Genomic DNA, 22,235 nt, shown 5'->3' with positions numbered 1-22,235 from the left:
TCACATCCCGTCCGGACCGCGCGAAATCGCCGCCACGCCGGTGCGCGACACCTCGACGAGGCCGACGGGGCGCATCAGCTCGACGAAATGGTCGATCTTGGACGGCGCGCCGGTCAGCTCGAAGGTGAAGGACTCCGTCGTGGCGTCGACCACGCGGCCGCGGAAAGCTTCCGACAGCCGCAGCGCTTCCATGCGGTTCTCGCCCCGTCCCCGCACCTTCACCATGGCGAGCTCGCGCTCGACGAAGTTGCCCTGGGCGGTGAGGTCCGTGACGCGGTGGACCGGGACGAGGCGCTCGAGCTGGTGGCGGATCTGCTCGATGGCTTCGGGCGTGCCGGAGGTCAGGATGGTGATGCGCGACTGGTGGTCGGCATGGGCGACCTCGGCGACGGTCAGGCTCTCGATGTTGTAGCCGCGGCCGGAGAACAGGCCCACCACCCGGGCGAGCACGCCGGGCTCGTTGTCGACGAGCACCGACAGCGTGTGAGACTCGGCCTTGGAGGTGACGAGTGCGGAGGAATAGGGGGACGGCGGCGAGGCGGGGGCTGGGGTCAGGGCGTTCATGGTGTCGTCTTTCGAGGTGATCGATGCTTCTCCCGCGGCGGGGAGAAGGCGGCCCGAAGGGCCGGATGAGGGGCCGGGGCGGGGCGACCCGATGGCGGGCGAAGGGACTCGTGCCCACCGAGGCCGCGGTCGCGCAGCCTGCCCCGGGGCCGTCGTTCGACGTCGGCCCTGTCGCGCCGGAAGGCGCGGGCGCGATGGGGGCCGGTGCGGGACGCTCCATACCCTGAACCACCCATCCGGCGCTTCGCGCCACCTCCCCCCTGGAGGAGGGGAGGGGCCGCTCGACGCGTCACACCAGCATCTTGCCCTTCTCGTCGATGACGGCGCCGAGGTCGGGCGCGCCCCAGTCGTCGATGCCGGTGGGCAGCAGCATCTCGTTGTGGGCCTTGCCCGACGGGATCATCGGGAAGCAGTTCTCCTCGCGCTCCACCACGCAATCGAAGATCACCGCCTTCGGGGTGTCGATCATGCGCAGGATCGCGGCGTCGAGCTCCGCCGGGTCCTCGCAGCGGATGCCGACCCCGCCGTAGGCCTCGGCCAGCTTGACGAAGTCCGGCAGGGCTTCCGAGTAGCTTTCCGAATAGCGGGAGCCGTGCAGCAGCTCCTGCCACTGGCGCACCATGCCCATGTAGCTGTTGTTGAGGATGAAGATCTTCACCGGCAGGCGATATTGCAGCGCCGTCGACATCTCCTGCATGTTCATCAGGATCGAGGCTTCGCCGGCTACGTCGATCACCAGCGCGTCCGGGTGCGCCATCTGCACGCCGATGGCGGCGGGCAGGCCGTAGCCCATGGTGCCGAGCCCGCCGCTCGTCATCCAGCGGTTCGGCTTCTCGAAGCCGTAATGCTGCGCTGCCCACATCTGGTGCTGGCCCACCTCGGTGGTGATGTAGGTGTCGCGGTCCTTGGTCAGCTCGTGCAGGCGGCGGATGGCGTGCTGCGGCTTGATGACGGACGTGGAGTTGGCGAAGCCGAGCGAGTTGCGCTTGCGCCAGCCGTCGATTCTGCCCCACCACTCGGCCAGCGCGGCGCGGTCGGCCCCGTGCCCTTCCGAGCGCCACAGCCGCACCATGTCCTCGAGCACGAAGGCGCAGTCGCCGACGATGCCGAGGTCGACCTTGACGACCTTGTTGATGGACGACGGGTCGATGTCGATGTGGATCTTCGTCGACCCCGGCGAGAAGGCGTCGAGCCGGCCCGTGATGCGGTCGTCGAAGCGCGCCCCGACGGCGATCATCAGGTCGCAGTCGTGCATGGCGTGGTTGGCCTCGTAGGTCCCGTGCATGCCCAGCATGCCGAGCCAGTTCTCGCCCGAGGCCGGGTAGGAGCCGAGACCCATCAGGGTGGACGTGATGGGGAAGTTCGTCAGCCCGACGAGTTCGCGCAGCAGCGCGGAGGCTTCCGGGCCCGCGTTGATCACGCCGCCGCCGGTGTAGAAGACGGGGCGCTTCGCCGCCGCCATCAGCGCGACGGCGTGGCGGATCCGGTCCATCTCGCCCTTGACCCTGGGCTGGTAGGTCTTGTGGACGATGTTCTGCGGGCCGACGTAGGTGCCGGTGGCGAACTGCACGTCCTTGGGGATGTCGATGACGACGGGGCCCGGGCGCCCGTGCGACGCCACCCAGAAGGCCTCGTGCAGGATGCGCGGCAGGTCCTCGACCCGGCGGACGAGGTAGTTGTGCTTGGTGCAATGGCGGGTGATGCCGGTCGTGTCGCATTCCTGGAACGCGTCCGAGCCGATGAGGTGCGTCGGCACCTGGCCGGTGATGCAGACCAGCGGGATCGAGTCGAGCAGCGCGTCGGTCAGCGCCGTGACGGCGTTGGTGGCGCCGGGGCCGGACGTCACCAGCAGCACGCCGACCTTGCCCGACGATCGCGCGTAGCCCTCGGCGGCGTGGCCGGCCCCCTGCTCGTGGCGGACGAGGACGTGCTTCACGCTCTGGTGCCCGAACAGCGCGTCGTAGATCGGCAGGACGGCGCCGCCCGGATAGCCGAAGATCGTGTCGACGCCCTGGTCTTCCAGGGCGGTGACGACCATCTCGGCGCCGGTCATCTGTCTCGACATGGGTGGGCTCCGTTTCGAAGGCTCGGGGGGCGTGGGTCGACGGAATTCTGGGCAACAAAAAAGGCCCGCGAGGGGCCTTGGGAATGCGCCGAAAGCGGAAGCCGAGAGCTAGTCTCGGTCCGCTTCGGGCGCCAGAATTACGATGAGCTGGGTCGACATGGATGCCACGCTTGCTATCAGTGGGACAGGGCTACCACCCCGGTTCCGGGGCGTCAAGCCCGCTTTCGCGCCGCACCGCTCAGGGTTTGGGCCACGAAAAGTCGTCGGCGCGGCCGGGCCGCGGCGGGCCGGGCTCGGCGCCGACGGGCGCCCCGGCCGGCACTACGAGGCTGGCCAACTGCCCGTCCGGCGCCACCGGCGCGGCCGTCAACGGCAGCACGGGGCCGGCCGCCGGGCCCTGGGGGAGGGCGGCGAACGGCACCGGTGGGGCGCCCGCTCCCTGGGCCCGCGCGGCTTCGCGGCGGATCTGCGCGTTGACGTCGACGTCGAGCGCCGCGTCGAAGCCGCGTGCCCGCTCGATCGTCAGGTTGGCCACGTCGGCGGCGCCCGCGGCGGCGGCGCCTCGTCCCAGCCGCGCCACTTCGGGGGCGAGGAAGCTCGCGAGCTTGCGGGCGCCGGCGCGGGTGAAGCCGAGCCCGTCGGCGCGGCGCAGCTTGGCGGTCGCGCCGTCGGCGTCCGGCCCCACCGGGCTGTAGCGCCCGGCGGCGTCGGTGAAGCCGTCGAAGCTGTCCACGTAGGCGGCGCCGTCCTTCGCGGCGCGGTCGCGGATCACCCCGTTCTGCCGCACGATGTCGGCGGACAGCTCCGCCGAGCGCACCGCCGGCAGCCCCACCCAGACCAGCGGCACGCCGGCGTCGCGGAACAGCTTCGACACCTGGTCGACGCGGTCGCCGTAGAGCTTGGCCCAGCCGGGCGAGCCGGGCTCGAACCGGATGGCGCCGTCCGACAGGGCGTCGCGGTCGTCGGCACCCACCATCACGGCGGCGAGCGCGGGCTTGTCGGCGCGGGCGAGGCGGTCGCGGATCGTCGGCAGCGAGTCGGCGAAGGTCGGTTTCGTCAGGCCGAACCCGTCGCCCGTGGTCCGCGACACCGCGATGGCGGGGTCGGCTTCGAGGCCGTCGGCCAGCGCGGTGGCGAAGCGGTCGCCGACGACGAGTACGACCGGCTTCGCGCCGGGTTGCGGCCGCGCCGCGGCGGCGGGGCGGGGCGGCGCGGCGGGCTCCGCCCCGGCGGCGAGCGTCCCCGCGCCGAGCAGCGCGGCGGCGAGCAGCGCCGTCCGGGCGGCGCGGGCAGGGAAGGTCGTCATGGGATCACCGTCGTGGGTTCACCGTCGTGGGTTCACCGCGTTTGCGCCAGGGTAGCGCCGGGCCAGCGCGCTTTCAAAGGCCCCCAGCCGGCGATGCGGTCGCCGAGAAGGCAGACGCCGAGGGCGTAGGAGGTGGAGTTGTTGTAGCTCTTGATGACCTTGAAATTGGGCGTGACGAGGAAGGCCGGCCCGCCGGGCCCGGCCGGGCGGAGCAGTGCCGCGACGCCGCCGCGGGGCATCTCGCCCCCGTCCGCCCGAACGGCGCCGCGGGCCGCCCAGGCGCCGAACGGGGCGAAACGGTCCGCGGGCGCCGTCACGTCGTCGGGCAGGTGCACCTCGTAGCCCCAGGTTTCGCCCGCGACCCAGCCGTGCTTCTTCAGGAAGTTGGCCGTCGACCCCACGGCGTCGGGCACGCTGGTCCAGATGTCGCGGCGGCCGTCGCCCTCGAAGTCCACCGCGTAGGGCTTGAAGTTCGACGGCATGAACTGCGTCTGCCCCATGGCGCCGGCCCAGGAGCCGATCATGTGGGCGGGGTCGACGTGGCCTTCCTGCAGGATCACCAGCGCCTTGACGAGCTCGGTGCGGAAATAGGTGCCGCGGTAGCGCGCATGGGCCAGGGTGGCCAGCGCGCGGACCACGTAATGGTCGCCCATGTAGGTGCCGTATTTCGTTTCCAGCCCCCACACGCCCATGATGATGTAGCGGTCGACGCCGAAGCGGTCCTCGGCCTTGGCGAGCCAGTGGGCGTTGGCGGCGTACTTCTCCTGGCCGAGCGCGATCCGCTTGTCGGACACGGCGGTTTCCAGGTACTGGCCGATCGTCTTGTGGAATTCGGCCTGCGTCCGGGTCTTCTCGATCACGTCCGGGTCCGGCGTCACCCCCGCGAAGGCGGCGTCGAAGGTCGCGCGCGACACGCCGTGGGCGTGGGCTTCGGGCCACAGCGACCCGACGAAGGCCGCGAAGCCCTCGCCCTGCGCGGCGGCGGGCGCCGCCGCGAAGGCGAAGCCGGGCAGGGCGGACGCCAGGAGCGCCAGGGCGCCCCCGGCATGCCGCCGCTTCGCCGTATCGACGGACTCGGCCTGACGGACGGATTTGGCCATGATGGAGCCCCGGTCGCGGCCGACTGTTCGGCCCCCGCGCGAGCCTAGCGGCCGGATGGTTGACAGAGCGTTCACCATGCGGCGCTAGCTTCGCGGGCATCGAAGCCGCGGGGATGTTCAGGGATGGTGACGGATCGACGGGGCGCCATCGCGGGCGCGCTGGCTTTCATCGGGGCGGGGGCGCTGCCGCGCCCCGTGGCCGCACAGGCCGGCAGCCTGTTCCCCTTCACGGCCGACGACGGCAAGCAGGTCTACAACTACCGCCTCCCCTCCGACCTGTCGGTCGAGGGCCTGCCGGGCGTGGTGTGGACGGGGGCGAATCACCCCGACGTGATCCTGGTCGAATATTTCGACTACAACTGCCCCTTCTGCCGCAAGGCCGAAGCCGACCTCGACGGCCTGCTGCGCATGAACCCGGGCCTGAAGCTCGGCCTGGTCAACAACCCCATCCTGAGCCTCGGCTCGGTTCAGGCCGCCAAGGTGCAGCAGGCCGTGCTGCGCACCGCCGGTCCCGCGCAGGCCTACGCGTTCCACCGGGCCGTCTATGCCAAGCGCGGACCCATCGACGGGCCGATGTCGCTCGGGGTGGTGGGCGAGATGGGGCTCGACGCCCGCGCCATCGAGGCGGCCGCCGACCTGCCGCAGGTCGGCGCCGTCATCAAGCGCCAGGCCGAACTCGCCCAGTCGCTCGGCTTCGAGGCGACGCCGTCCTTCTCGCTCGGCAACATCGGGATCCTCGGCTACCCCGGCCCCGACGCGCTGCAGAAGGCGGTGGCCGACATGAAGCGCTGCGACAGGCTCGCCTGCGGCTGAGGAACCCTCACATCCCCAGCCGACCGCGGAAGAAGCGGTCGATCTCCTCGACCGACCTGTCGGGGTCCTCGCGGTGCGGGAAGTGGCCGAGCCCGGCGAAGGGCTGGAAATCCAGGTCCGTGAAGGTGTGGCCGAGCGTGTCGCCCCAGGCGGCCTGTAGGATCGGGTCCCGGTCGCCCCAGCGCACGCAGGTCGGCACGGCGATCGGCGGCTTCTCCGGCGCCTGGCCCTTGAACGTCTTCAGCCGGTCGGCGCCCTGGCTGACGTACCAGTTGAAGCCGCCCTGCAGGTTGCCGGGCTTGGCGAAGTTGTCGACGAAGCGTTCCACGGTCTCGTCGTCGAAGGCCGCCGGGTTGCCGCCCGCCCAATGCCGCAGCATGGAGCCGATGTAGGTCCGGATCGACTCGCGCGAGGCGCCGACCATCTCGGCCGCCCAGGGGAGCTGGTTGAAGCTCTGGTACCAGATTTCCCCCAGCATGTCGGGCGCCGCCCCGCGCGGCCCGATGCCGGGATGCGGGCAGTTGAAGAAGAACAGCCCGCTCAGGCGCTCCGGCGCCAGCCGCGCGAGGCTCTGCGCCGCATAGGCGCCGACGTCGTGGCTCACCACGCCGACGCGGCCGAGCTTCAGCGCGTCGAGCACCGCCAGCGCGTCGGCGGCGTGGACGTCGGCGCCGACTTCGGCGGAGCGGCCGGCCGGGTGCTTGTCGCTGTCGCCGAAGCCGCGCAGGTCGGGCGCCACGCAGTCGTAGCCGCGCGCGGCGAGCCGTTCCATCACGGGTGACCACGTCCACCAGAACTCCGGCCAGCCGTGGAGGAACAGCAGCGTGCGGCCGTCCTCGGAGCCGCGGCCGCTGTTCTCGGGCCGCTCCAGCGATTCCAGGCGGGCCACGTGCAGGCGCGTGCCGCCGTGCTCCACCGTCTCGTGCTTGGGGGGAAGGATGTCCATGGCGGCGCTCCTGGTGGGATGAAGCGTCAACGGCGCAGCCGAGCGCGGGGTTCAGACCCTGTTCGGCCGAGGGAGCGGGGCGGCGTCGCGCGGCGACCCGGGGGGCCGAGCCCTCTTCGGCGCTCGGTCCGCCGACCCGCCCGACCGGGGCTCGGGCGCGCTCGCCGCGCTCCCCCCCCCCCCCTGCCGACCGCGCGATGAGCACTGCGGCGCAGCGGCACTCCGATGACCGGCCAGGCCCCTCGGCCGGCGGCACGGATCGTGAAAGCCGGCCTTTTGACCCGTCGCCCGCCCCGTCCGGAGCCGCAGCCTTGAGCAGTCCCCACCCCGTGCACGACACCGCCGAGGGCCGCCGCCTGCGCGAGATCGCCGACGGCGCCGCGTGGCGCCGCTGGGGACCCTACCTCGGCGAGCGGCAGTGGGGCACGGTGCGCGAGGACTACAGCGCCGACGGCGACGCCTGGGGCGCCTTCCCGCACGACCACGCCCGCTCCCGTGCCTATCGCTGGGGCGAGGACGGGCTCGCCGGGTTCTGCGACGACCAGCAGCGCTGGTGCCTCGGCGTCGCGCTGTGGAACGGCCGCGACCCGATCCTGAAGGAGCGCCTCTTCGGCCTCGCCAACGCGGAAGGCAACCACGGCGAGGACGTCAAGGAGGTGTACCACTACGCCGACGCGACCCCGACGCATTCCTACAACCGCTTCGTGTACCGCTACCCGCTGGCGGCCTTCCCCTACGCGGAGCTCCTGTCCGAGAACGCCCGGCGCGGCCGCCACGATCCCGAATACGAGCTCCCCGACACGGGCGTGCTCGACGGCGGCGCCTACGTCGACGTGACGGTGGAATACGCCAAGGCGGGTCCGGACGACGTCCTGATGCGGGTGACGCTGCGCAACGCGTCCGCGGCGGCGGCGCGGGTCCATGTCCTGCCGACGCTGTGGGCGCGCAACACCTGGTCCTGGGCCGACCCGGAGGACGGCGTCGCCCGGCCGAGCGGCGGACGGCACAGCATGGAGGCGGCCTCGGCGGGCCGCGCCGTCATCGCGCCCGCGTCGGCCGGCGCCGTCCTGGCCGAGCGGCCCGAGATGCCGGCGCGCCGCCTGTCGATCGACGGCGCCTGGCCCTGGCTGTTCACCGAGAACGAGACCAACGCCCCGCTGCTCTTCGGCACGCCCGCGCCCGGTCCGTTCAAGGACGGCATCGGCGCTGCCGTGGTCGATGGCGCCGAGGGCACGCTGGCGCGCTCGGGCAGCAAGGCCGCCGCCCATGCGGCGCTCGACCTGCCCGCGGGCGCGGACGCGTCCCTGCGCCTGCGCTTCCGCCCCGCCGACGACGCGGCCGATCCCTTCGCGGATTTCGACGCGGTGCTGGACCTGCGCCGCGCGGAAGCGGACGCGTTCTTCGCGGCGCTGCAGGCCGGCATCGCGGACCCGGACGCCCGCGCGGTGCACCGTCAGGCCGTGGCGGGCCTGCTGTGGTCGAAGCAGGTGTACCTGTTCGATGTCGGGGTGTGGCTCGCCGGCGATCCCGTCAACCCCCCGCCGCCGGCTGCGCGCCGCCGCGGCCGCAACGCCGATTGGGAACACCTCGCCAACGCCGACGTGATCCTCATGCCGGACAAGTGGGAATATCCCTGGTACGCCGCCTGGGACCTCGCCTTCCATTGCGTCGCCATGGCGCCGGTCGACGCCGGCTTCGCCAAGGACCAGCTCGTCCTGCTGCTGCGCGCCTGGTACATGCACCCCAACGGGCAGCTCCCCGCCTACGAGTGGAACTTCGGCGACGTGAACCCGCCCGTCCACGCCTGGGCGGCCTTCCGGGTCTACGAGATCGACCGCGCCGCCACGGGCGTCGCCGACATCGCCTTCCTGGAGCGCATCCTCCACAAGCTGATGCTCAACTTCACCTGGTGGGTGAACCAGAAGGACGCCGGCGGCCGCAACATCTTCCAGGGCGGTTTCCTGGGCCTCGACAACATCGGGCCCTTCAACCGCTCCGAGCCCGTGCCGGACGGCGGCATCATCGACCAGGCGGACGGCACCGCCTGGATGGCCATGTATGCGCTCAACCTCATGCGCATCGCGCTGGAGCTCGCGCAGTCCAACCGCGTCTACGAGGACATCGCGACGAAGTTCTTCGAGCACTTCATGACGATCGCGGGCGCCATGGCGCATATCGGCGCCGACGGCGTGTCGCTGTGGGACGACGGCGACGGCTTCTTCTACGACACGCTGCGCCAGCCGGACGGGCACCACGTGCCGCTGCGCCTGCGCTCCATGGTGGGGCTGATCCCGATCTTCGCCGTGGAGGTGCTCGACGAGAGCGTCTTCGCCAAGCTGCCGGACTTCACCCGGCGGCTGCGCTGGTTCCTGAAGTTCAAGCCGGAGCTGGCCGCACTGGTGTCGCGCTGGAACGAGCGCGGCGAGGGTGAGCGGCACTTGCTATCGCTGCTGCGCGGCTCGCGGCTGAAGAAGCTGCTGCTCCGCGCCCTCGACGAGACCGAGTTCCTGTCAGGCCACGGGCTGCGGTCGCTGTCCAAGGCCCATGCGGCGGCGCCCTTCGTTCTGGAGCGGGGCGGGGCGCGCTACACCGTCGACTACACGCCGGGCGAATCGACGAGCGGGCTCTTCGGCGGCAATTCGAACTGGCGCGGCCCCGTGTGGATGCCGCTGAATTTCCTGCTGATCGACGCGTTGCGCCAATTCCACAGCTATTACGGCCCGGATTTCCGGGTGGAATGCCCCGTCGGCTCGGGGACGATGCTCGATCTCGGCGAGGTAGCGGACGAGCTGGCGCGGCGGCTCGGCCGGCTGTTCCTGCCCGGCCCCGACGGGGCGCGGCCCGCCGTCGACGCCGCGGCGGCGCGGGGCGGGGCCGTCGAGGGCCACCTGCCGTTCCACGAATATTTCCACGGCGACACCGGCCAGGGCCTCGGCGCCTCGCACCAGACCGGCTGGACCGCGCTCGTCGCCAACCTCCTGGCGCGGCCGTCGCTCGGCGTCGCGCCGCGCTGACCCGAGATTCCCCCACCGTTCCGGTCCGGGGTCGGCGACGCCGCTCCGCGCCCGCCGCCGACCAATCGCTGCGACCGGTGGTTTACTTCACGACCAGTTTGGCGACCTGCCAAGCTGAGCGGCTGTAGAAGATCTGGCTCTTCAGCTCGGGTTCGCTGTCGTAGGGATAGACCACGAAAAGCGGGCCCTTGTCGCGAACAGACATATATTCGCCATTGCGTTTCAGCGCCAAGATGACATGGTGCTTGGCGAAATCCTCCATCGGGATCTCGGTGGTGTAGTCGTTCAGGGCGTAAGCGACGACCTTCTGACCTTTGGCTCCGACCTCGGCCATGAGCTTGTCCATGGGAACGCCTTCGAACGTCACCGTCCCCTTGTACCAGGGTGTCGTGGTCTCGATCTTCACGACGCCGAGGTGTTCGAGCATGGATCGGTCGAACTGGGCCGTGTCTCCCACGTTCTTTTCGGTGATGTCGCCCGAGATGGTCAGGATGGGCTTGTCGGCGGGCGGCGGCAGGTTCGCGGCCTCGGCCGAGGTCATCAGGCCCAGCAGGCCCGCAGCGGCGATCCATAACACTGTCGATCTCATCACGTCTGTCCTCGTGCAGTGTGCCGCCGCCGCGAGCCTCACCCGCCGCCTGTTAAGAAAGCGTGTCGGGCGGCATCCGCGGGGCGGCGTGTTGCGCCCCGACCCAGGGGGCGTGCGGCGTTATAACGCGTTTTTCATCCCATTCCATGATGGTTGCCTGTGCCTGAGCTTAAAGAGGGGCGTGACTTGAACAAAATCGTCGATACGGCGGCCGCCGCCAGCTTGGGCAATCAGTCCATCGTCGGCATCCTGAACGATGGCGACAGGCTCGCGATGCGGGAAGCTGCGGCCCAGAAGATCGAAGAACTGTTCGACATCCTGATGATCGATCATCGCAACGACCACAACACGCGGGAAACTCCCGCCCGTGTCGCCAAGATGTATGTCGAGGAGATCATGAGGGGCCGGTTCTCGTCGCCGCCCAAGATCACCGAGTTCGACAACGTCGAGCGTTGCGAGCAGCTCATCGTCACGGGACCTTTGGAGGTCCGCTCGACCTGTGCACATCATCTCATGCCGATCTACGGCCATGCCGTGATCGGCATCCTGCCGTCGCCGGACGGCAAGATCATCGGACTGTCCAAGTACGATCGCATCGTGGACTACTTCTGCGCCCGCCTGCAGATCCAGGAGGAGCTGGTGAAGCAGATCGAGCGGTTCATCGTGGACAACACGGCGCCCCGGGGCTTGGCGGTGCGCGTCAGCGCCGTGCACATGTGCAAGAGCCACCGCGGCGTCAGGGCGTCGCGCGCCAGCCGCATGGTCAACACCACCTATTACGGCGAACTCGCCACGGATCCGCAGCTGAAGGCGGAATTCCTGCAGGAATGTTCCATGCTCGAGCGCGGCGCCGGCTGACGATCCCACCGCCGCTCCCGATCCGCACCGCGGGACCGCGGTGTCCGAATCGGGACGTCCCATCCCTCACGCGAGCCTGCGCGGCATCATCCGGGGCACCGTCGTGTCGCACCCGAGCTGCGTGGAGGAGATCCCATGGATCACATCTTGGATCCCGTCCGACTGAAATCCGAGTCGGGGGGAGGCACCTACCGCTCGACGAAGACCTACGACCACAACGAAGGCCTGTCCTGCACGTTCCGACAGTGGAGGGCCGGGCAGTCCCACTGTCGGCTGCTGCACGGCTACGCGCTGGCCTTCAAGTTCGTCTTCGTCGCCCGCGAGCTCGACGAGCGCCATTGGTGCTTCGACTTCGGCGGCTTGAAGCCCGTGCGCCAATGGCTGCACGAGATGTTCGACCACACCCTGCTGGTCGCGGCCGACGACCCGGAACGCGACAGGCTCGAAGAGCTGGGACGGCTCGGTCTCGCCGACGTCAGGGTCCTGCCGGCCGTCGGATGCGAGGCGACGGCCCGCCTCGTTTACGCTCGGGTAAACGATATGGTGCAAACAAGCACTGACGGTCGCGTCTGGCTAGAAAGCGTGGAGGTCCGCGAGCACGGCGGAAATTCGGCCCTCTATACCTGCGACTGACGCCAAACGGCGCCGCCCATCCGACGGCTCGTCGAACGCTCGCATCTGTGGAGCTCGCTGCGCGTGTGGTCGATCAGAACCGGCAAGTTCGTCATCTTCGCCCTGATGTGCATGCTCATGGCGACGGCCGGCGCGGTTTCCTGGCTGATCGTGCAGCGGCAGGATGCCCTGCGGCAGGTGTCGCGATACAACATCTGCTGGCTCGCCAGCCAGGCCAACGGCGAGTTCAACCGCCTCGAAGAGAAGATCGCCGCCGCCAACATGCCGGGCTCGGGCGTCGGCGCGGACGACGTCGGCCTCCGCTACGACGTGCTGGTGAACCGCCTGTCGCTCATGACCGACGGGGAGTTCCGCGTGTTCACGCTGCGCGACCCCGAGGACACGGCGACCGTCCAGCAGCTGGCCGACGCGGTCGCGGCCATCCAGCCCATGATCGACCGCATCGCCCGCCCGGGCGTCGGCGACGCCGCGCTGGCCATCCTGGCCCCGCTCGAGCCCAAGCTCGTCCATCTCGCCGCATCCGCCAACAGCTTCGGCAGCGAGAAGGTCGCGGAAGACCAGCGCGAGCTGGTCCGGCTGTTCTGGATCTTCTCGGCCGTCGTGGCGGGCCTGTTCGGCTTCGGCGGCCTGCTCATGGTGATGGTGGGTTGGCACAACGCGCAGCTCGTGCGGGCCCGCGACGAGACCGACGGCCTCACGCGCGAGGTCCACGCGATCAACGGCGAGCTGCAGTCCCGCAACGAGATCCTTCAAAGGCGGGACCGCGAGATCGGCATCCAGAACGGCAGGTTCGACGCCGCGCTGAACAACATGTCCCAGGCGCTCTGCATGGTCGACGCCGAGGAGCGCCTCGTGGTCTGCAACCACCGTTTCACGGAGCTCTTCGGGCTGAGCCTCGAGCCGATGCCGGGCATGGCGATGGACGACCTGATCGGCCGGTCGGCCGACGGCCGGCTGGGCGACGTGCAGGCGCGCCATCGTTCGCTCCAGGCGAGCGGCGGGGCGTCCCGGTTCGTGGAGGATGGCGGCGGCCACACGATCGTGTCGGTGTCGCACGAGCCCATGCCCGAAGGCGGATGGGTCGCCACCTACGAGGACATCACGGAACGGCGCCGCGCCGAGGACCAGATCAGGTTCTTGGCCCACCACGACGGTCTGACCGGGCTCGTCAACCGGGTCTTCTTCGGCCAGGAGCTCAATGCCGCCCTGGCGTCTCTGCCCGCCCGCGGCGGCCGGGTGTCGGTGCTCTGCCTCGACCTCGACGGCTTCAAGGACGTCAACGACAGCCACGGTCACCATGTCGGCGACGCGCTGCTGTGCGAGGTCGCGCGCCGCTTGTCCGCCTGCGTGCGCGACGGGGACGTCGTGGCGCGGCTCGGGGGTGACGAGTTCGCGATCCTGCAGTGGCAGGGCGCCGACCCCCATCGCGAGTCGCCCTTGGCCGACCGCCTCGTGAGCCTGCTCGGCGAGCGCTTCGACCTCGACGGCCTCGTGCTGTTCGTCACCACGAGCGTCGGCGTGGCCAGCGCGCCGGACGACGGGGCGACGGGCGACGAGCTGATGAAGAACGCGGACCTCGCCCTCTACCAGGCCAAGCTCGGCGGCAAGAACAACGCGCGCGTGTTCGAGCCCGACATGGATGCGGCGCGGCGCTTCCGGCGCGCGCTCGAGCTCGACCTCGGCTCGGCGCTGACCAACGGCGAGTTCGAGGTGTTCTTCCAGCCCCTCGTGGACGCGCGCCGCATCGCCATCGTGGGCTTCGAAGCGCTGCTGCGCTGGCGCCACCCGGTTCGCGGGCTGGTGTCGCCGGCCGTGTTCATCCCGGTCGCCGAGGAGATCGGGCTCATCGGCGAGATCGGCGCCTGGGTGCTCGGCGCCGCTTGCGCGCAGGCGGCGCGGTGGCCGCGCGAGCTGACCGTGGCGGTCAACCTGTCGCCGGCGCAGTTCCGGTCGCGCGACCTCGTCGGCACCGTCAAGGACGCGCTGCTGCGCTCCCACCTCCGCCCGACGCGCCTCGAACTGGAGATCACCGAAAGCGTGCTGCTCAGCGACAGCGACGGGTCGCTCGCGGCCCTCCACGACCTCCGCGCGCTGGGCATCCGCATCGCCATGGACGATTTCGGCACCGGCTATTCGTCGCTGAGCTACCTGCGCCGCTTCCCCTTCGACAAGATCAAGATCGACCAGTCCTTCGTGCGCGAGATGTCGACGCGGCCCGACTGCATCAAGATCGTGCAATCGATCGCGGCGCTCGGCGCCAGCCTCGGCATGACCACGACGGCCGAGGGCGTGGAAACCGCCGAACAGTTCGCCCAGCTGCAGGCGGCCGGCTGCGATCAGGTGCAGGGCTACCATTTCGGCCGCCCTCAGCCGGTCGGCAGCATGATCTTCGACCTCGCCCCCTCGCTGATCGAGGAGCCGGCGGCGGCGTGAGCCCCCGCGGGTCCGCCGCGCTTCACGCCAGGCCGATCGCGTAAAGGTCGTGGATGTGGAGGATACCCACCGGCACGCCGTCGCGGTCCACCACCGGCAGCACGCTGCGCCTTTGCCCGTTGAGCAGCGCCAGCGCTTCCACGGCCAGCGCGTCCGGGCCGATCGTCAGCGGCCGGGCGGTCATCACCGCGTCGACCCGCAGCGCCATCAGCCCCGGTCCCATGTGGCGGCGCAGGTCGCCGTCCGTCACCAGGCCGGCGAGCCGCCCCGCCGCGTCGAGCGCGCAAACGCAGCCGAAGCGCTTTCCCGTCATCTCCACCACGGCTTCGTCCATGGCGGCGCCGACGGACACGCGCGGCACCTCGGCGCCGGCGTGCATCACGTCGCGCACGTAGGTGAGCTGGCTGCCGAGCTTGCCGCCGGGGTGCAGCGTCTTGAAGTCGTGGGCCGAGAAGCCGCGCGCTTCGAGCAGGGCCACCGCCAGCGCGTCGCCCAGCGCGAGTTGCATCGTGGTGGAGGTCGTGGGGGCGAGGCCGTTGGGACAGGCTTCCTCGGACTTCGGCAGCGTCAGGCACAGATCCGCCTGGCGGCCCAGCGCGCTGTCCGGGTTCGAGGTCAGCGCCACCAGCGGCATGCCGAAGCGGCGCACGTAGGTGATGATGGCGGCGAGCTCCGCCGTTTCCCCCGACCACGACAGGGCCACCACGGCGTCGTCGGCCTGGATCATGCCGAGATCGCCGTGGCTCGCCTCGGCGGCATGGACGAAGGAGGAGGGGGTGCCGGTCGACGCCAGCGTGGCGGCGAGCTTGCGGCCGACATGGCCGGACTTGCCCATGCCGGTGACGATGACGCGGCCGCGAACGCGCAGGAGCAGCGCCACCGCGGCGGCGAACTCGTGGCCGAGCCGCGCGACGGGCCCCGCCAGCGCGGCTTCCAGCGCCGCGATGCCGGCGCGTTCGAGCCGCAGCGTCCGTAGCGCCGACGGCACGGCGCCGTCGTGGGGGAGGGCCGCGGGGGCGGGACGGGCGGACGGGATCGACATCGGCGCTCGATACCACCGGCGCGGCATCATTGCACGCCGGGCCGGGATCCGGACGCCTCCCCCAGCGGGCCGGGCCATAACCCGGCATTAACCAAGATTGCTTACCGTCCGTTCATCGCATCGGCAGGGGCCGGAAAGGGCGGGCGCCACGTGTCTTCGACGAACCGCCGTCCGGTCTGCACCGCGGCCCTGCTGCGCGCCGCCGGCCTCGCTTCCGCCCTCGCCGCCGGATGCGCGATCCCGCCGGCCGCCGCCCAGGACGCGGCGGACGGTGCCGCGATCGGCGCCCCGAGCCTGAGGGGCGCCCTCGACGGGACCGCGGCCGGTTCGTCGGCCGCGTCCCCCGGGGGGACGCCGCGCTTCGATGTCGGCATGGACGCGGATGCGCCCGGCGCCGCCGCGCCGCGGTTGCCGTCCGACGGCGGCGTCGGGACCGCGAACGACGGCTCCCCCGGCCCGCAGCAGCCGCAGAAGCCGCGCGGCCGCTTCGCCCCCCCGAAGGGCACGGCCAAGACCGAGGACCGGATCCGCTATCCCCGCAGGGGCGCGCCGACCCTCCCCGAACTGCAGGCCTATCCGACCTCGACCGCGCCGTCGCAGCGGCCGCGCGGCACGGGCGGCGACCCCGCCCTGGCGCTCAGGGGATCGGGCGCCGCGATCGACACGGTGGGCGACGTCATCCGCCCCGGCCCGACCGTCGCGGCGCTGCCCTTCGCCGGCCGCCTCCGCGGCCGCGTCGAGGACGCTCCGTTCGACGCCGTCGGCTACGACGTCGGGTCGCTGCGCCTGACGCCCTACGTCACGCAGAGCGTCGGCTACGATTCCAATCCCAACCAGACCCAGACGGGCCTGCGCCCTTCCGCCTTGGAGCGGACCGAGGGGGGCCTCGCCGTGGCCTCGGCCTGGTCGCGCAACAGCTTCACGGCGAGCCTGCACGGCGGCTACGACGTCTTCTTCTCGACCCCCGAAGCCGACCGCCCCGACGCCGTCGGGGTGGCGAACTACCGCTTCGACGTCGACCGCGACACGACGCTCGACGCCGAAACGCGGTTCGCGCTCGACACCCAGCGCCTCGGCTCGCCCGAGGTCGGCGTGCTGAGCGCCGCCGCGGCCAACAGCACGACGCGGCCGCTGATCACCACCTTCGGGGGCTCGGTCGGCGGCGCCGAAACCTTCGGCCGCCTGAACCTCGCGCTGCACGGCTCGCTGGACCGCACCGCCTACGACAACGCCGACGGCGTCGCCAACACCTACTTGCAGAACCTGGCGAGCCTGAACTTCAACGACGCCGGCCTGCGCCTGCGCGCCACCTACGAGGCGACGCCGGTGCTGCAGCCCTTCGTCGACCTGTTCGGCGACGAGCGCATCCACGACCACACGGTCGACTACACGGGCTACGCCCGCGATTCGGTGGGGTTCGTGGGGCAGGTCGGGTCGAGCTTCGAGCTCACCCGGCTGCTGACGGGCGAAGTGTCCGCCGGCTACGGGACCCGCGCCTACCAGGACCCGCGGTTGAAGGACATCGCCAGCCCGGTGTTCAACGGCGCCGTCACCTACGCGATGACGCCGCTGACGACGATCAGCTTCCGGGCCGCCACGACCTTCGAGGAAACCAACGTGGCCGGCTCGTCCGGCTCCGAATCCCGCTCGGTGACGCTGGAAGCCTCGCACGCCCTGCTGCGCAACCTGACGATCACGGGCGCGCTGTCCTACCTCAACACCGATTACGTCGGCGTGGCCATCGCCGAGAACACGCTCGCCGAAACGCTGAAGGCCGAATACCACCTGACGCGCGACCTCGTGGCCACGGCGACCTACAGCCACGAGCGGCTGAACAGCACGCTCGCGGGGTCGAGCTTCGGCCAGAACGTCGGGCTCGTGGGGTTGCGCCTGCAGCGCTGACCGTCGGGCCGCGCCGGACGGTCCGGCGTCGGAGCCGGGACGCCGCCCGCGCGGCGGCGAGCGAAGGATTCATGACGTTGCGGAGCTGCGCGTTGTTCCGGCCCGGCAACGCTGTTATGACGCAGCCGCCCCGGCGCCCCCACGGCCGCCGCGGCGGAGCGCCGCCGCCGCGGCCTCCCGTCACGAACCGCGCCCGCCGCCCCCGGGCCGGCGCGCCGTCATCCGTCGACCTCGAGGTGAACCCATGGCCGGAACCATCAAGATCCTGTCGGGGAATTCGAACGCGCCCCTGACGGAAGCGATTGCCGCCTACCTCGGCGTGCCGCTGACCCGCTGCGTGGTGAAGCGCTTCGCCGACATGGAGATCTTCGTCGAGATCCAGGAGAACGTGCGGGGCGAGGACACGTTCATCGTGCAGTCGACCGCTTACCCGACGAACGACCACCTGATGGAGCTGCTGATCATGACCGACGCGCTGCGGCGCGCCTCGGCCCGGCGCATCACCGCGGTGGTGCCCTATTTCGGCTACGCTCGCCAGGACCGGAAGGCGGGGCCGCGCACGCCCATCTCGGCCAAGCTCGTCGCCAACCTCATCACCCATGCGGGCGTCGACCGCGTGCTGACGGTCGACCTCCACGCCGACCAGATCCAGGGCTTCTTCGACATCCCGACCGACAACCTTTTCGCCGCCCCCGTGATGGTGCGCGACGTGAAGGAGCGCTTCAACTGCGCGAACGTGATGGTGGTGTCGCCTGACGTCGGGGGCGTGATCCGCGCCCGCGCCCTGGCGAAGCGCATCGACGCGCCCCTCGCCATCGTGGACAAGCGCCGCGAGCGCGCCGGCGAATCCGAGGTGATGAACATCATCGGCGACGTCCGGGGCAAGAGCTGCATCCTGCTCGACGACATCGTGGATTCGGGCGGCACGCTGTGCAACGCCGCCGACGCGCTGCTGGCGCAGGGCGCGTCCGACGTGTCGGCCTACGTCACCCACGGCGTGCTGTCCGGCGGGGCCGTGTCGCGCATCGCGTCCTCCAACCTCAAGGAACTGGTGCTGACCGACACGATCCGCGCCACCGAAGCGGTGCGGGTCGCCAAGAACATCCGCGTGATGTCGGTGGCGCCGCTGATCGGCGAAGCGATCGGCCGCATCTCGCAGGAGCAGTCGGTGTCGAGCCTGTTCGAGAACGCCACCGTGGCGGGCGTCTACGCCGTCCCGGCTCCGCCCGCCATGCAGCACCAGAAGCCGGCGATGGTGCAGGTCCTGCCGCGGGCGGCGGCGGCCGGGGCCTGAGGTTTCTCGCGGAACCCGCAGCACCGTCTCACACTTGCCGGGGTCCGGAGCCGCGACCAGATAGCCGGCACGGGGCGGAGCACGGGTGAGGGCATGCGGGACGAGGTCGATGTGGCGGTGATCGGGGGCGGGGCTGCGGGAATCGCGGCGGCCCGGCGGCTCGCGCGCCAGCCGGGGCTCTCGGTGATCTTGATCGAAGCCAAGGACCGCCTGGGCGGTCGGGCCCACACGGTGCCGCTGCGGGACGGCGGCGGCGACGTCCCCATGGACCTCGGCTGCGCCTGGCTCCACAGCGCCCTCACCAACGTGTGGACCGGCATCGCGGACGACACGCCGGGCTTCACCGTCGACCGGCGCCCGGCGCCCTGGGACGACGAGGGCCGCGACCTCGGCCTCGCCCACGACGAGCGGGAAGACTACGAGCGCGCGCTCGTCGACTTCCACGGCCGCGTCGAGCGCGCGGCCGCGGCCCGCGCCGACGGGCCCCTGTCGGACCTCGTGCCGGCTGGCAGCCGCTGGCGCGGGCTCCTCGACGCCGTGTCGACCTACGTCAGCGGTGCCGAACTCGACCGCGTGTCCGTCCAGGACTCCGCCGACTACCAGCCCGGCGAGGGGGACGACTGGCGCGTCGTCGAGGGATATGGCGCCCTCGTGGCCCACCACGGCCGCGACCTGCCGGCGGTGCTGAACACCGCCGTGCGCCGGATCGACCATTCCGGCGCGGACCGGATCCGGGTCGAGACCGACCGCGGCACGGTGAAGGCCCGCGCCGTGGTGGTGACGGCCTCGACCGACGTGCTCGCCCGCGAGGGCATCCGCTTCCATCCCGCGCTGCCCCGCAAGGCGGAAGCGGCGGCGGCCCTGCCGCTCGGCCTCGCCGACAAGCTGTTCCTGCGCGTCACGAAGCCCGAACTGTTCCCCGTCGAGGGCTACGGCCTCGGCGCGTCCGACACCGGCCGCACCGCCGCCTACCACATGCGCCCCTTCGGGCGCCCCTTCATCGAATGCTTCTACGGCGGCGAGCTGGCCCGCGACCTGGAGCGCGACGGCACCGCGGCCGCCCTCGACTTCGCCCGGGGCGAGCTGCGCGGCCTTCTCGGCGCCGAGGCCGCCGCCGCCGTGGAGCCCATCCACATGACGGCCTGGGGCCGCGAGCCCCACGTCCTCGGCTCCTACGCCTACGCGGTGCCGGGCGGGGCCGGCATGCGGGCGCGGCTGGCCGAGCCGGTCGACGGGCGCCTCTTCTTCGCCGGAGAGGCGACGCACCCCGAGCGCTTCACCACGGCCCACGGCGCCCACGACACCGGGAAAGCCGCCGCCGAAGCGGCGCTCGCCGCGGTGGCTCAGGCGAGGTCGGCGATGCCGACGAGCTGAACGCCGCCGTCCGTCATGGCGCGGCAGGCCGCGTCGAGCGTGCTGCCGCCGGGACCCGCGGGCGCCGCGATGGCGCGGCACGCGTCGGTGACGACGACGACGTCGAGGCCCAGCGCCCGCGCGTCCTGCGCCGACCAGAAGACGCAGAAGTCGAGCGCCAGCCCGCACAGGAACACGCGGCGGAAACCGCGCTCCCTGATCCAGCCGCCGAGCCCCGTCGTGCTGACCCGGTCGTTGTCGCGGAACGCCGAATAGCTGTCGATCCCGGGCCGGAACCCCTTGCGGAAGATCGCGTCGACGCGGTCGAGCGGCAGGCCCGGGTGCAGCGCCGCCCCCGGCGTGCCGATGATGGCGTGGTCGGGCCACAGCACCTGGTCGCCGTAGGGGAGCCGCACCGTCGAGAAGGGCGCGGCGCCGTGGGTCGACGCGAAGGACACGTGGCCCGGCGGATGCCAGTCCTGCGTCGCGAAGGCATGGGCGAAGACGTCGGCGGTCAGCCTCCGGGCGATCGGCACCACCTCGTCGCCGCCGGCCACCGGCAGCTCGCCGCCGGGCATGAAGGTGGGCTGCACGTCGATGAGGCCGAGCACGTCGGTCGTGGGATCGATGCGGATCATGCCGTCCTCCTGCGGGCCCAAGAAGCCGGCCCCGGCGCCAGGGTCCCGGCATAGCGCGCCAGGCCGGGGCGGAACAGCGCCGCCGGCCCGTCCTCGCACCCGTCGCGGCGGCGGGTCCGCGCCTTTGGGCCGCAGGCGAACGAGGCCTCCACGGCGCCCCGGCGCGAACACGGATGCGGTCCCGGGCCGTTGACGCGCCGCGGGGCCGGACGGACCACGCCGGGGACGGAAGGCGGCACGACATGGCGGCGATCGGGGCGCGCAGGCTGATCGCGGGCGATTTCGACGGGACCCGCGGCGGCCCGCTCGGCGTCCGCCTCGCCATCGACGGCGCCCGCACGGTGGATTGGACGCTGGCCCGCCTCCACGCCGCGCGGCCGGTCGCGCTCGTCAGCGGCTTCTGGCGCAGCGGCACCACCTGGGTGCAGGAATGCCTCGCCGAAGCGCTGTCCGCCAAGACGGTGTTCGAGCCCCTGTCGCCGCTCGACCCCCGGCGCCGCGCGATGCTGGCCGCCCTGCGCCTGCCCTACGACAGCCTGCAGGCCGCCATGCCGGGCCCACTGGCGGACGACGACCCCCTGTGGGGCTTCCTCGACCACGCCTGCACGGGGCGCCACACCAGCAACTTCACCCTGAACTGCCGCTCCTCGCTGCGGGATTCCTTCGCCACCCGCATCGTCGTCAAGGACGTGCGGATGCCCTTCAACCTCGCCGGGTTCCATCGGCGTTTCGGCATCCCGGTGCTGCACCTGCGCCGCCACCCCTGCGCCGTCGCGGCGAGCCTTCTCGCCGCCGATTGGGATTGGAGCTTCTCGCGCGTGGGGCTCGGGCACCTGCTGCCGGACATCGACGATCGCTCGGCCGTGTTGGGCGATTGCGACGGCGACGGCCTGTCCCGCATCGCCGCCTGGTGGGCCGTGACGGAGCGCCACGCCGCGGCCAGCCTCCGGGGCTGCGTTTGGGGCCACGAAGCCATCTACGAGGAGGTGGCGCGCGACCCCGCGCCGGCCTTCGCGGCGCTGTGCGGCTGGCTCGGCCTGCCGCAGCGGCGCGTGCCGCGCTTCGCCCGGGTGTCGGCCTCCACGGTCGGCGCCGCCGCGCCGCGCGACCGGTGGCGGTCGAGCCTGTCGCGGCGCGAGATCGCCCGCGTCGAAGCCATCGTCACCCGCATCCACCCGGGCTGCCTCGACGCCTGGGGCGGCCCCTCCGCCTGAGCCCGCGGCCGGGAACCCTCGCCCCCGCGGTCCCGTTGGATCGGGATGGATGGGAGGGGAGCCATGGCGAAGGACGAGACCACCCGGGTCGACGGGGCCGCGCCGGTCGCCGTCGACGAGACGGACCGGCTCATCGCGTCCGACAAGGTCGAGGGCACGGACGTGTTCGGGCGGGACGGCCAGCGGATCGGCTCCGTGTACAATTTCATGGTCGACAAGGCGACGGGCCGCGTCGCCTACGCGGTCGTGTGCTTCGGCGGCTTTTTGGGCCTGGGCGAGCGCTTCTTTCCGCTGCCCTGGGCGGCCCTGACCTACGACCAAGCGCGGGGCGGCTACGTGGTCGACGTCGACCGCGACACGCTCGACCGCGCCCCGAGCTTCGGGCCCGGCGAGGACCCCTGGCGCGACCCCGAACACCGCCGCAACGTGTTCGGCTTCTACGGCTTCAACTACGGCCTTTGAGGGACTCCC

General features: G+C 71.6%; 18 protein-coding genes. 10 read left to right on the top strand and 8 right to left on the bottom strand.

Going from position 1 to position 22,235, the window contains the following annotated elements; all coding sequences use genetic code 11:
* The 4 genes from ilvN to D3273_RS01365 all read right to left on the bottom strand — a co-directional run bounded on the left by ilvN (position 1) and on the right by D3273_RS01365 (position 5,035).
* Positions 1 to 564 carry an acetolactate synthase small subunit gene (gene ilvN, locus D3273_RS01380; RefSeq protein ID WP_129222790.1) on the bottom strand — a complete coding sequence of 188 codons (564 nt, stop codon included), beginning with the start codon at positions 562 to 564 and terminating at the stop codon, positions 1 to 3.
* Positions 565 to 853: 289 nt separating this feature from the next.
* Entirely contained in the window at positions 854 to 2,629 is a 1,776-nt protein-coding gene (locus D3273_RS01375; protein WP_129222789.1) for an acetolactate synthase 3 large subunit, read from the bottom strand.
* A 238-nt stretch (positions 2,630 to 2,867) separates the two neighbouring features.
* Positions 2,868 to 3,935: an SGNH/GDSL hydrolase family protein gene (locus tag D3273_RS01370; RefSeq protein ID WP_129222788.1), complete on the bottom strand. Its 1,068-nt coding sequence runs from the start codon at positions 3,933 to 3,935 to the stop codon at positions 2,868 to 2,870.
* Positions 3,936 to 3,967: 32 nt separating this feature from the next.
* Positions 3,968 to 5,035 (bottom strand): lytic murein transglycosylase, encoded by a 1,068-nt coding sequence (locus D3273_RS01365; RefSeq protein ID WP_129222787.1) that lies wholly within the window; start codon positions 5,033 to 5,035, stop codon positions 3,968 to 3,970.
* A 123-nt stretch (positions 5,036 to 5,158) separates the two neighbouring features.
* Here D3273_RS01365 and D3273_RS01360 point away from each other — a divergent pair, with 123 nt between their 5' ends.
* The gene (locus tag D3273_RS01360) at positions 5,159 to 5,848 is read left to right on the top strand and encodes a DsbA family protein (protein ID WP_129222786.1); all 690 of its coding nucleotides are present in this window, start codon (positions 5,159 to 5,161) and stop codon (positions 5,846 to 5,848) included.
* A gap of 7 nt (positions 5,849 to 5,855) precedes the next feature.
* Here the strand turns inward: D3273_RS01360 and D3273_RS01355 are convergent, their stop codons facing one another.
* Positions 5,856 to 6,788 carry an alpha/beta fold hydrolase gene (locus D3273_RS01355; RefSeq protein WP_245500942.1) on the bottom strand — a complete coding sequence of 311 codons (933 nt, stop codon included), beginning with the start codon at positions 6,786 to 6,788 and terminating at the stop codon, positions 5,856 to 5,858.
* A 317-nt stretch (positions 6,789 to 7,105) separates the two neighbouring features.
* On the opposite strand from D3273_RS01355, the gene D3273_RS01350 reads away from it, so the two are divergent.
* Positions 7,106 to 9,808: an MGH1-like glycoside hydrolase domain-containing protein gene (locus D3273_RS01350; protein ID WP_245500925.1), complete on the top strand. Its 2,703-nt coding sequence runs from the start codon at positions 7,106 to 7,108 to the stop codon at positions 9,806 to 9,808.
* Between the two features lie 82 nt (positions 9,809 to 9,890).
* Here the strand turns inward: D3273_RS01350 and D3273_RS01345 are convergent, their stop codons facing one another.
* Positions 9,891 to 10,397 carry a putative pterin-binding protein gene (locus D3273_RS01345; protein WP_129222784.1) on the bottom strand — a complete coding sequence of 169 codons (507 nt, stop codon included), beginning with the start codon at positions 10,395 to 10,397 and terminating at the stop codon, positions 9,891 to 9,893.
* Positions 10,398 to 10,583: 186 nt separating this feature from the next.
* On the opposite strand from D3273_RS01345, the gene folE reads away from it, so the two are divergent.
* The 3 genes from folE to D3273_RS01330 all read left to right on the top strand — a co-directional run bounded on the left by folE (position 10,584) and on the right by D3273_RS01330 (position 14,321).
* Complete coding sequence (gene folE, locus D3273_RS01340; RefSeq protein ID WP_129222783.1) at positions 10,584 to 11,255, top strand: GTP cyclohydrolase I; 672 nt, start codon at positions 10,584 to 10,586, stop codon at positions 11,253 to 11,255.
* Positions 11,256 to 11,390: 135 nt separating this feature from the next.
* The gene (locus tag D3273_RS01335; RefSeq protein WP_129222782.1) at positions 11,391 to 11,888 is read left to right on the top strand and encodes a 6-pyruvoyl trahydropterin synthase family protein; all 498 of its coding nucleotides are present in this window, start codon (positions 11,391 to 11,393) and stop codon (positions 11,886 to 11,888) included.
* A gap of 63 nt (positions 11,889 to 11,951) precedes the next feature.
* A complete protein-coding gene (locus tag D3273_RS01330; protein ID WP_129222781.1) occupies positions 11,952 to 14,321 on the top strand; it encodes a putative bifunctional diguanylate cyclase/phosphodiesterase in 2,370 nt (789 codons plus the stop codon).
* A 22-nt stretch (positions 14,322 to 14,343) separates the two neighbouring features.
* Here D3273_RS01330 and D3273_RS01325 read toward each other — a convergent pair whose 3' ends face one another.
* The gene (locus D3273_RS01325) at positions 14,344 to 15,363 is read right to left on the bottom strand and encodes a KpsF/GutQ family sugar-phosphate isomerase (RefSeq protein ID WP_129222780.1); all 1,020 of its coding nucleotides are present in this window, start codon (positions 15,361 to 15,363) and stop codon (positions 14,344 to 14,346) included.
* Between the two features lie 150 nt (positions 15,364 to 15,513).
* Between D3273_RS01325 and D3273_RS01320 the strand changes: the two genes are divergently transcribed.
* From D3273_RS01320 to D3273_RS01310, 3 genes are all read left to right on the top strand, one after another.
* Positions 15,514 to 17,265, top strand: a complete 1,752-nt coding sequence (locus D3273_RS01320) for an outer membrane beta-barrel protein (protein WP_129222779.1) — start codon at positions 15,514 to 15,516, stop codon at positions 17,263 to 17,265.
* 244 nt (positions 17,266 to 17,509) lie between these two features.
* The gene (locus tag D3273_RS01315; protein ID WP_129222778.1) at positions 17,510 to 18,559 is read left to right on the top strand and encodes a ribose-phosphate pyrophosphokinase; all 1,050 of its coding nucleotides are present in this window, start codon (positions 17,510 to 17,512) and stop codon (positions 18,557 to 18,559) included.
* A gap of 93 nt (positions 18,560 to 18,652) precedes the next feature.
* Positions 18,653 to 19,933, top strand: a complete 1,281-nt coding sequence (locus D3273_RS01310) for a flavin monoamine oxidase family protein (protein WP_129222777.1) — start codon at positions 18,653 to 18,655, stop codon at positions 19,931 to 19,933.
* Here D3273_RS01310 and D3273_RS01305 read toward each other — a convergent pair.
* Positions 19,903 to 20,550 (bottom strand): nicotinamidase, encoded by a 648-nt coding sequence (locus D3273_RS01305; RefSeq protein ID WP_129222776.1) that lies wholly within the window; start codon positions 20,548 to 20,550, stop codon positions 19,903 to 19,905. The genes D3273_RS01310 and D3273_RS01305 overlap by 31 nt on opposite strands.
* Positions 20,551 to 20,792: 242 nt before the next feature.
* Between D3273_RS01305 and D3273_RS01300 the strand changes: the two genes are divergently transcribed.
* Both D3273_RS01300 and D3273_RS01295 read left to right on the top strand, forming a co-directional pair.
* Positions 20,793 to 21,764 (top strand): sulfotransferase family protein, encoded by a 972-nt coding sequence (locus D3273_RS01300; protein ID WP_129222775.1) that lies wholly within the window; start codon positions 20,793 to 20,795, stop codon positions 21,762 to 21,764.
* A gap of 63 nt (positions 21,765 to 21,827) precedes the next feature.
* A complete protein-coding gene (locus D3273_RS01295; protein WP_245500924.1) occupies positions 21,828 to 22,226 on the top strand; it encodes a PRC-barrel domain-containing protein in 399 nt (132 codons plus the stop codon).
* Positions 22,227 to 22,235: the final 9 nt, after the last annotated feature.

The sequence above is a fragment of the Lichenibacterium minor genome (genome assembly GCF_004137685.1).
Taxonomy (GTDB): domain Bacteria; phylum Pseudomonadota; class Alphaproteobacteria; order Rhizobiales; family Beijerinckiaceae; genus Lichenihabitans; species Lichenihabitans minor.
This window is presented reverse-complemented; position numbering and strand designations above follow the sequence as displayed.

Coding starts and splice junctions, on each gene's coding strand:
- D3273_RS01345 (WP_129222784.1), bottom strand. CDS start 10,397: ATGAGATCGACAGTGTTATGGATCGCCGCTGCGGGCCTGCTGGGCCTG.
- D3273_RS01365 (WP_129222787.1), bottom strand. CDS start 5,035: ATGGCCAAATCCGTCCGTCAGGCCGAGTCCGTCGATACGGCGAAGCGG.
- D3273_RS01360 (WP_129222786.1), top strand. CDS start 5,159: ATGGTGACGGATCGACGGGGCGCCATCGCGGGCGCGCTGGCTTTCATC.
- D3273_RS01295 (WP_245500924.1), top strand. CDS start 21,828: ATGGCGAAGGACGAGACCACCCGGGTCGACGGGGCCGCGCCGGTCGCC.
- D3273_RS01310 (WP_129222777.1), top strand. CDS start 18,653: ATGCGGGACGAGGTCGATGTGGCGGTGATCGGGGGCGGGGCTGCGGGA.
- D3273_RS01305 (WP_129222776.1), bottom strand. CDS start 20,550: ATGATCCGCATCGATCCCACGACCGACGTGCTCGGCCTCATCGACGTG.
- D3273_RS01325 (WP_129222780.1), bottom strand. CDS start 15,363: ATGTCGATCCCGTCCGCCCGTCCCGCCCCCGCGGCCCTCCCCCACGAC.
- D3273_RS01315 (WP_129222778.1), top strand. CDS start 17,510: ATGGCCGGAACCATCAAGATCCTGTCGGGGAATTCGAACGCGCCCCTG.
- D3273_RS01300 (WP_129222775.1), top strand. CDS start 20,793: ATGGCGGCGATCGGGGCGCGCAGGCTGATCGCGGGCGATTTCGACGGG.
- D3273_RS01370 (WP_129222788.1), bottom strand. CDS start 3,935: ATGACGACCTTCCCTGCCCGCGCCGCCCGGACGGCGCTGCTCGCCGCC.
- D3273_RS01335 (WP_129222782.1), top strand. CDS start 11,391: ATGGATCACATCTTGGATCCCGTCCGACTGAAATCCGAGTCGGGGGGA.
- ilvN (WP_129222790.1), bottom strand. CDS start 564: ATGAACGCCCTGACCCCAGCCCCCGCCTCGCCGCCGTCCCCCTATTCC.
- D3273_RS01375 (WP_129222789.1), bottom strand. CDS start 2,629: ATGTCGAGACAGATGACCGGCGCCGAGATGGTCGTCACCGCCCTGGAA.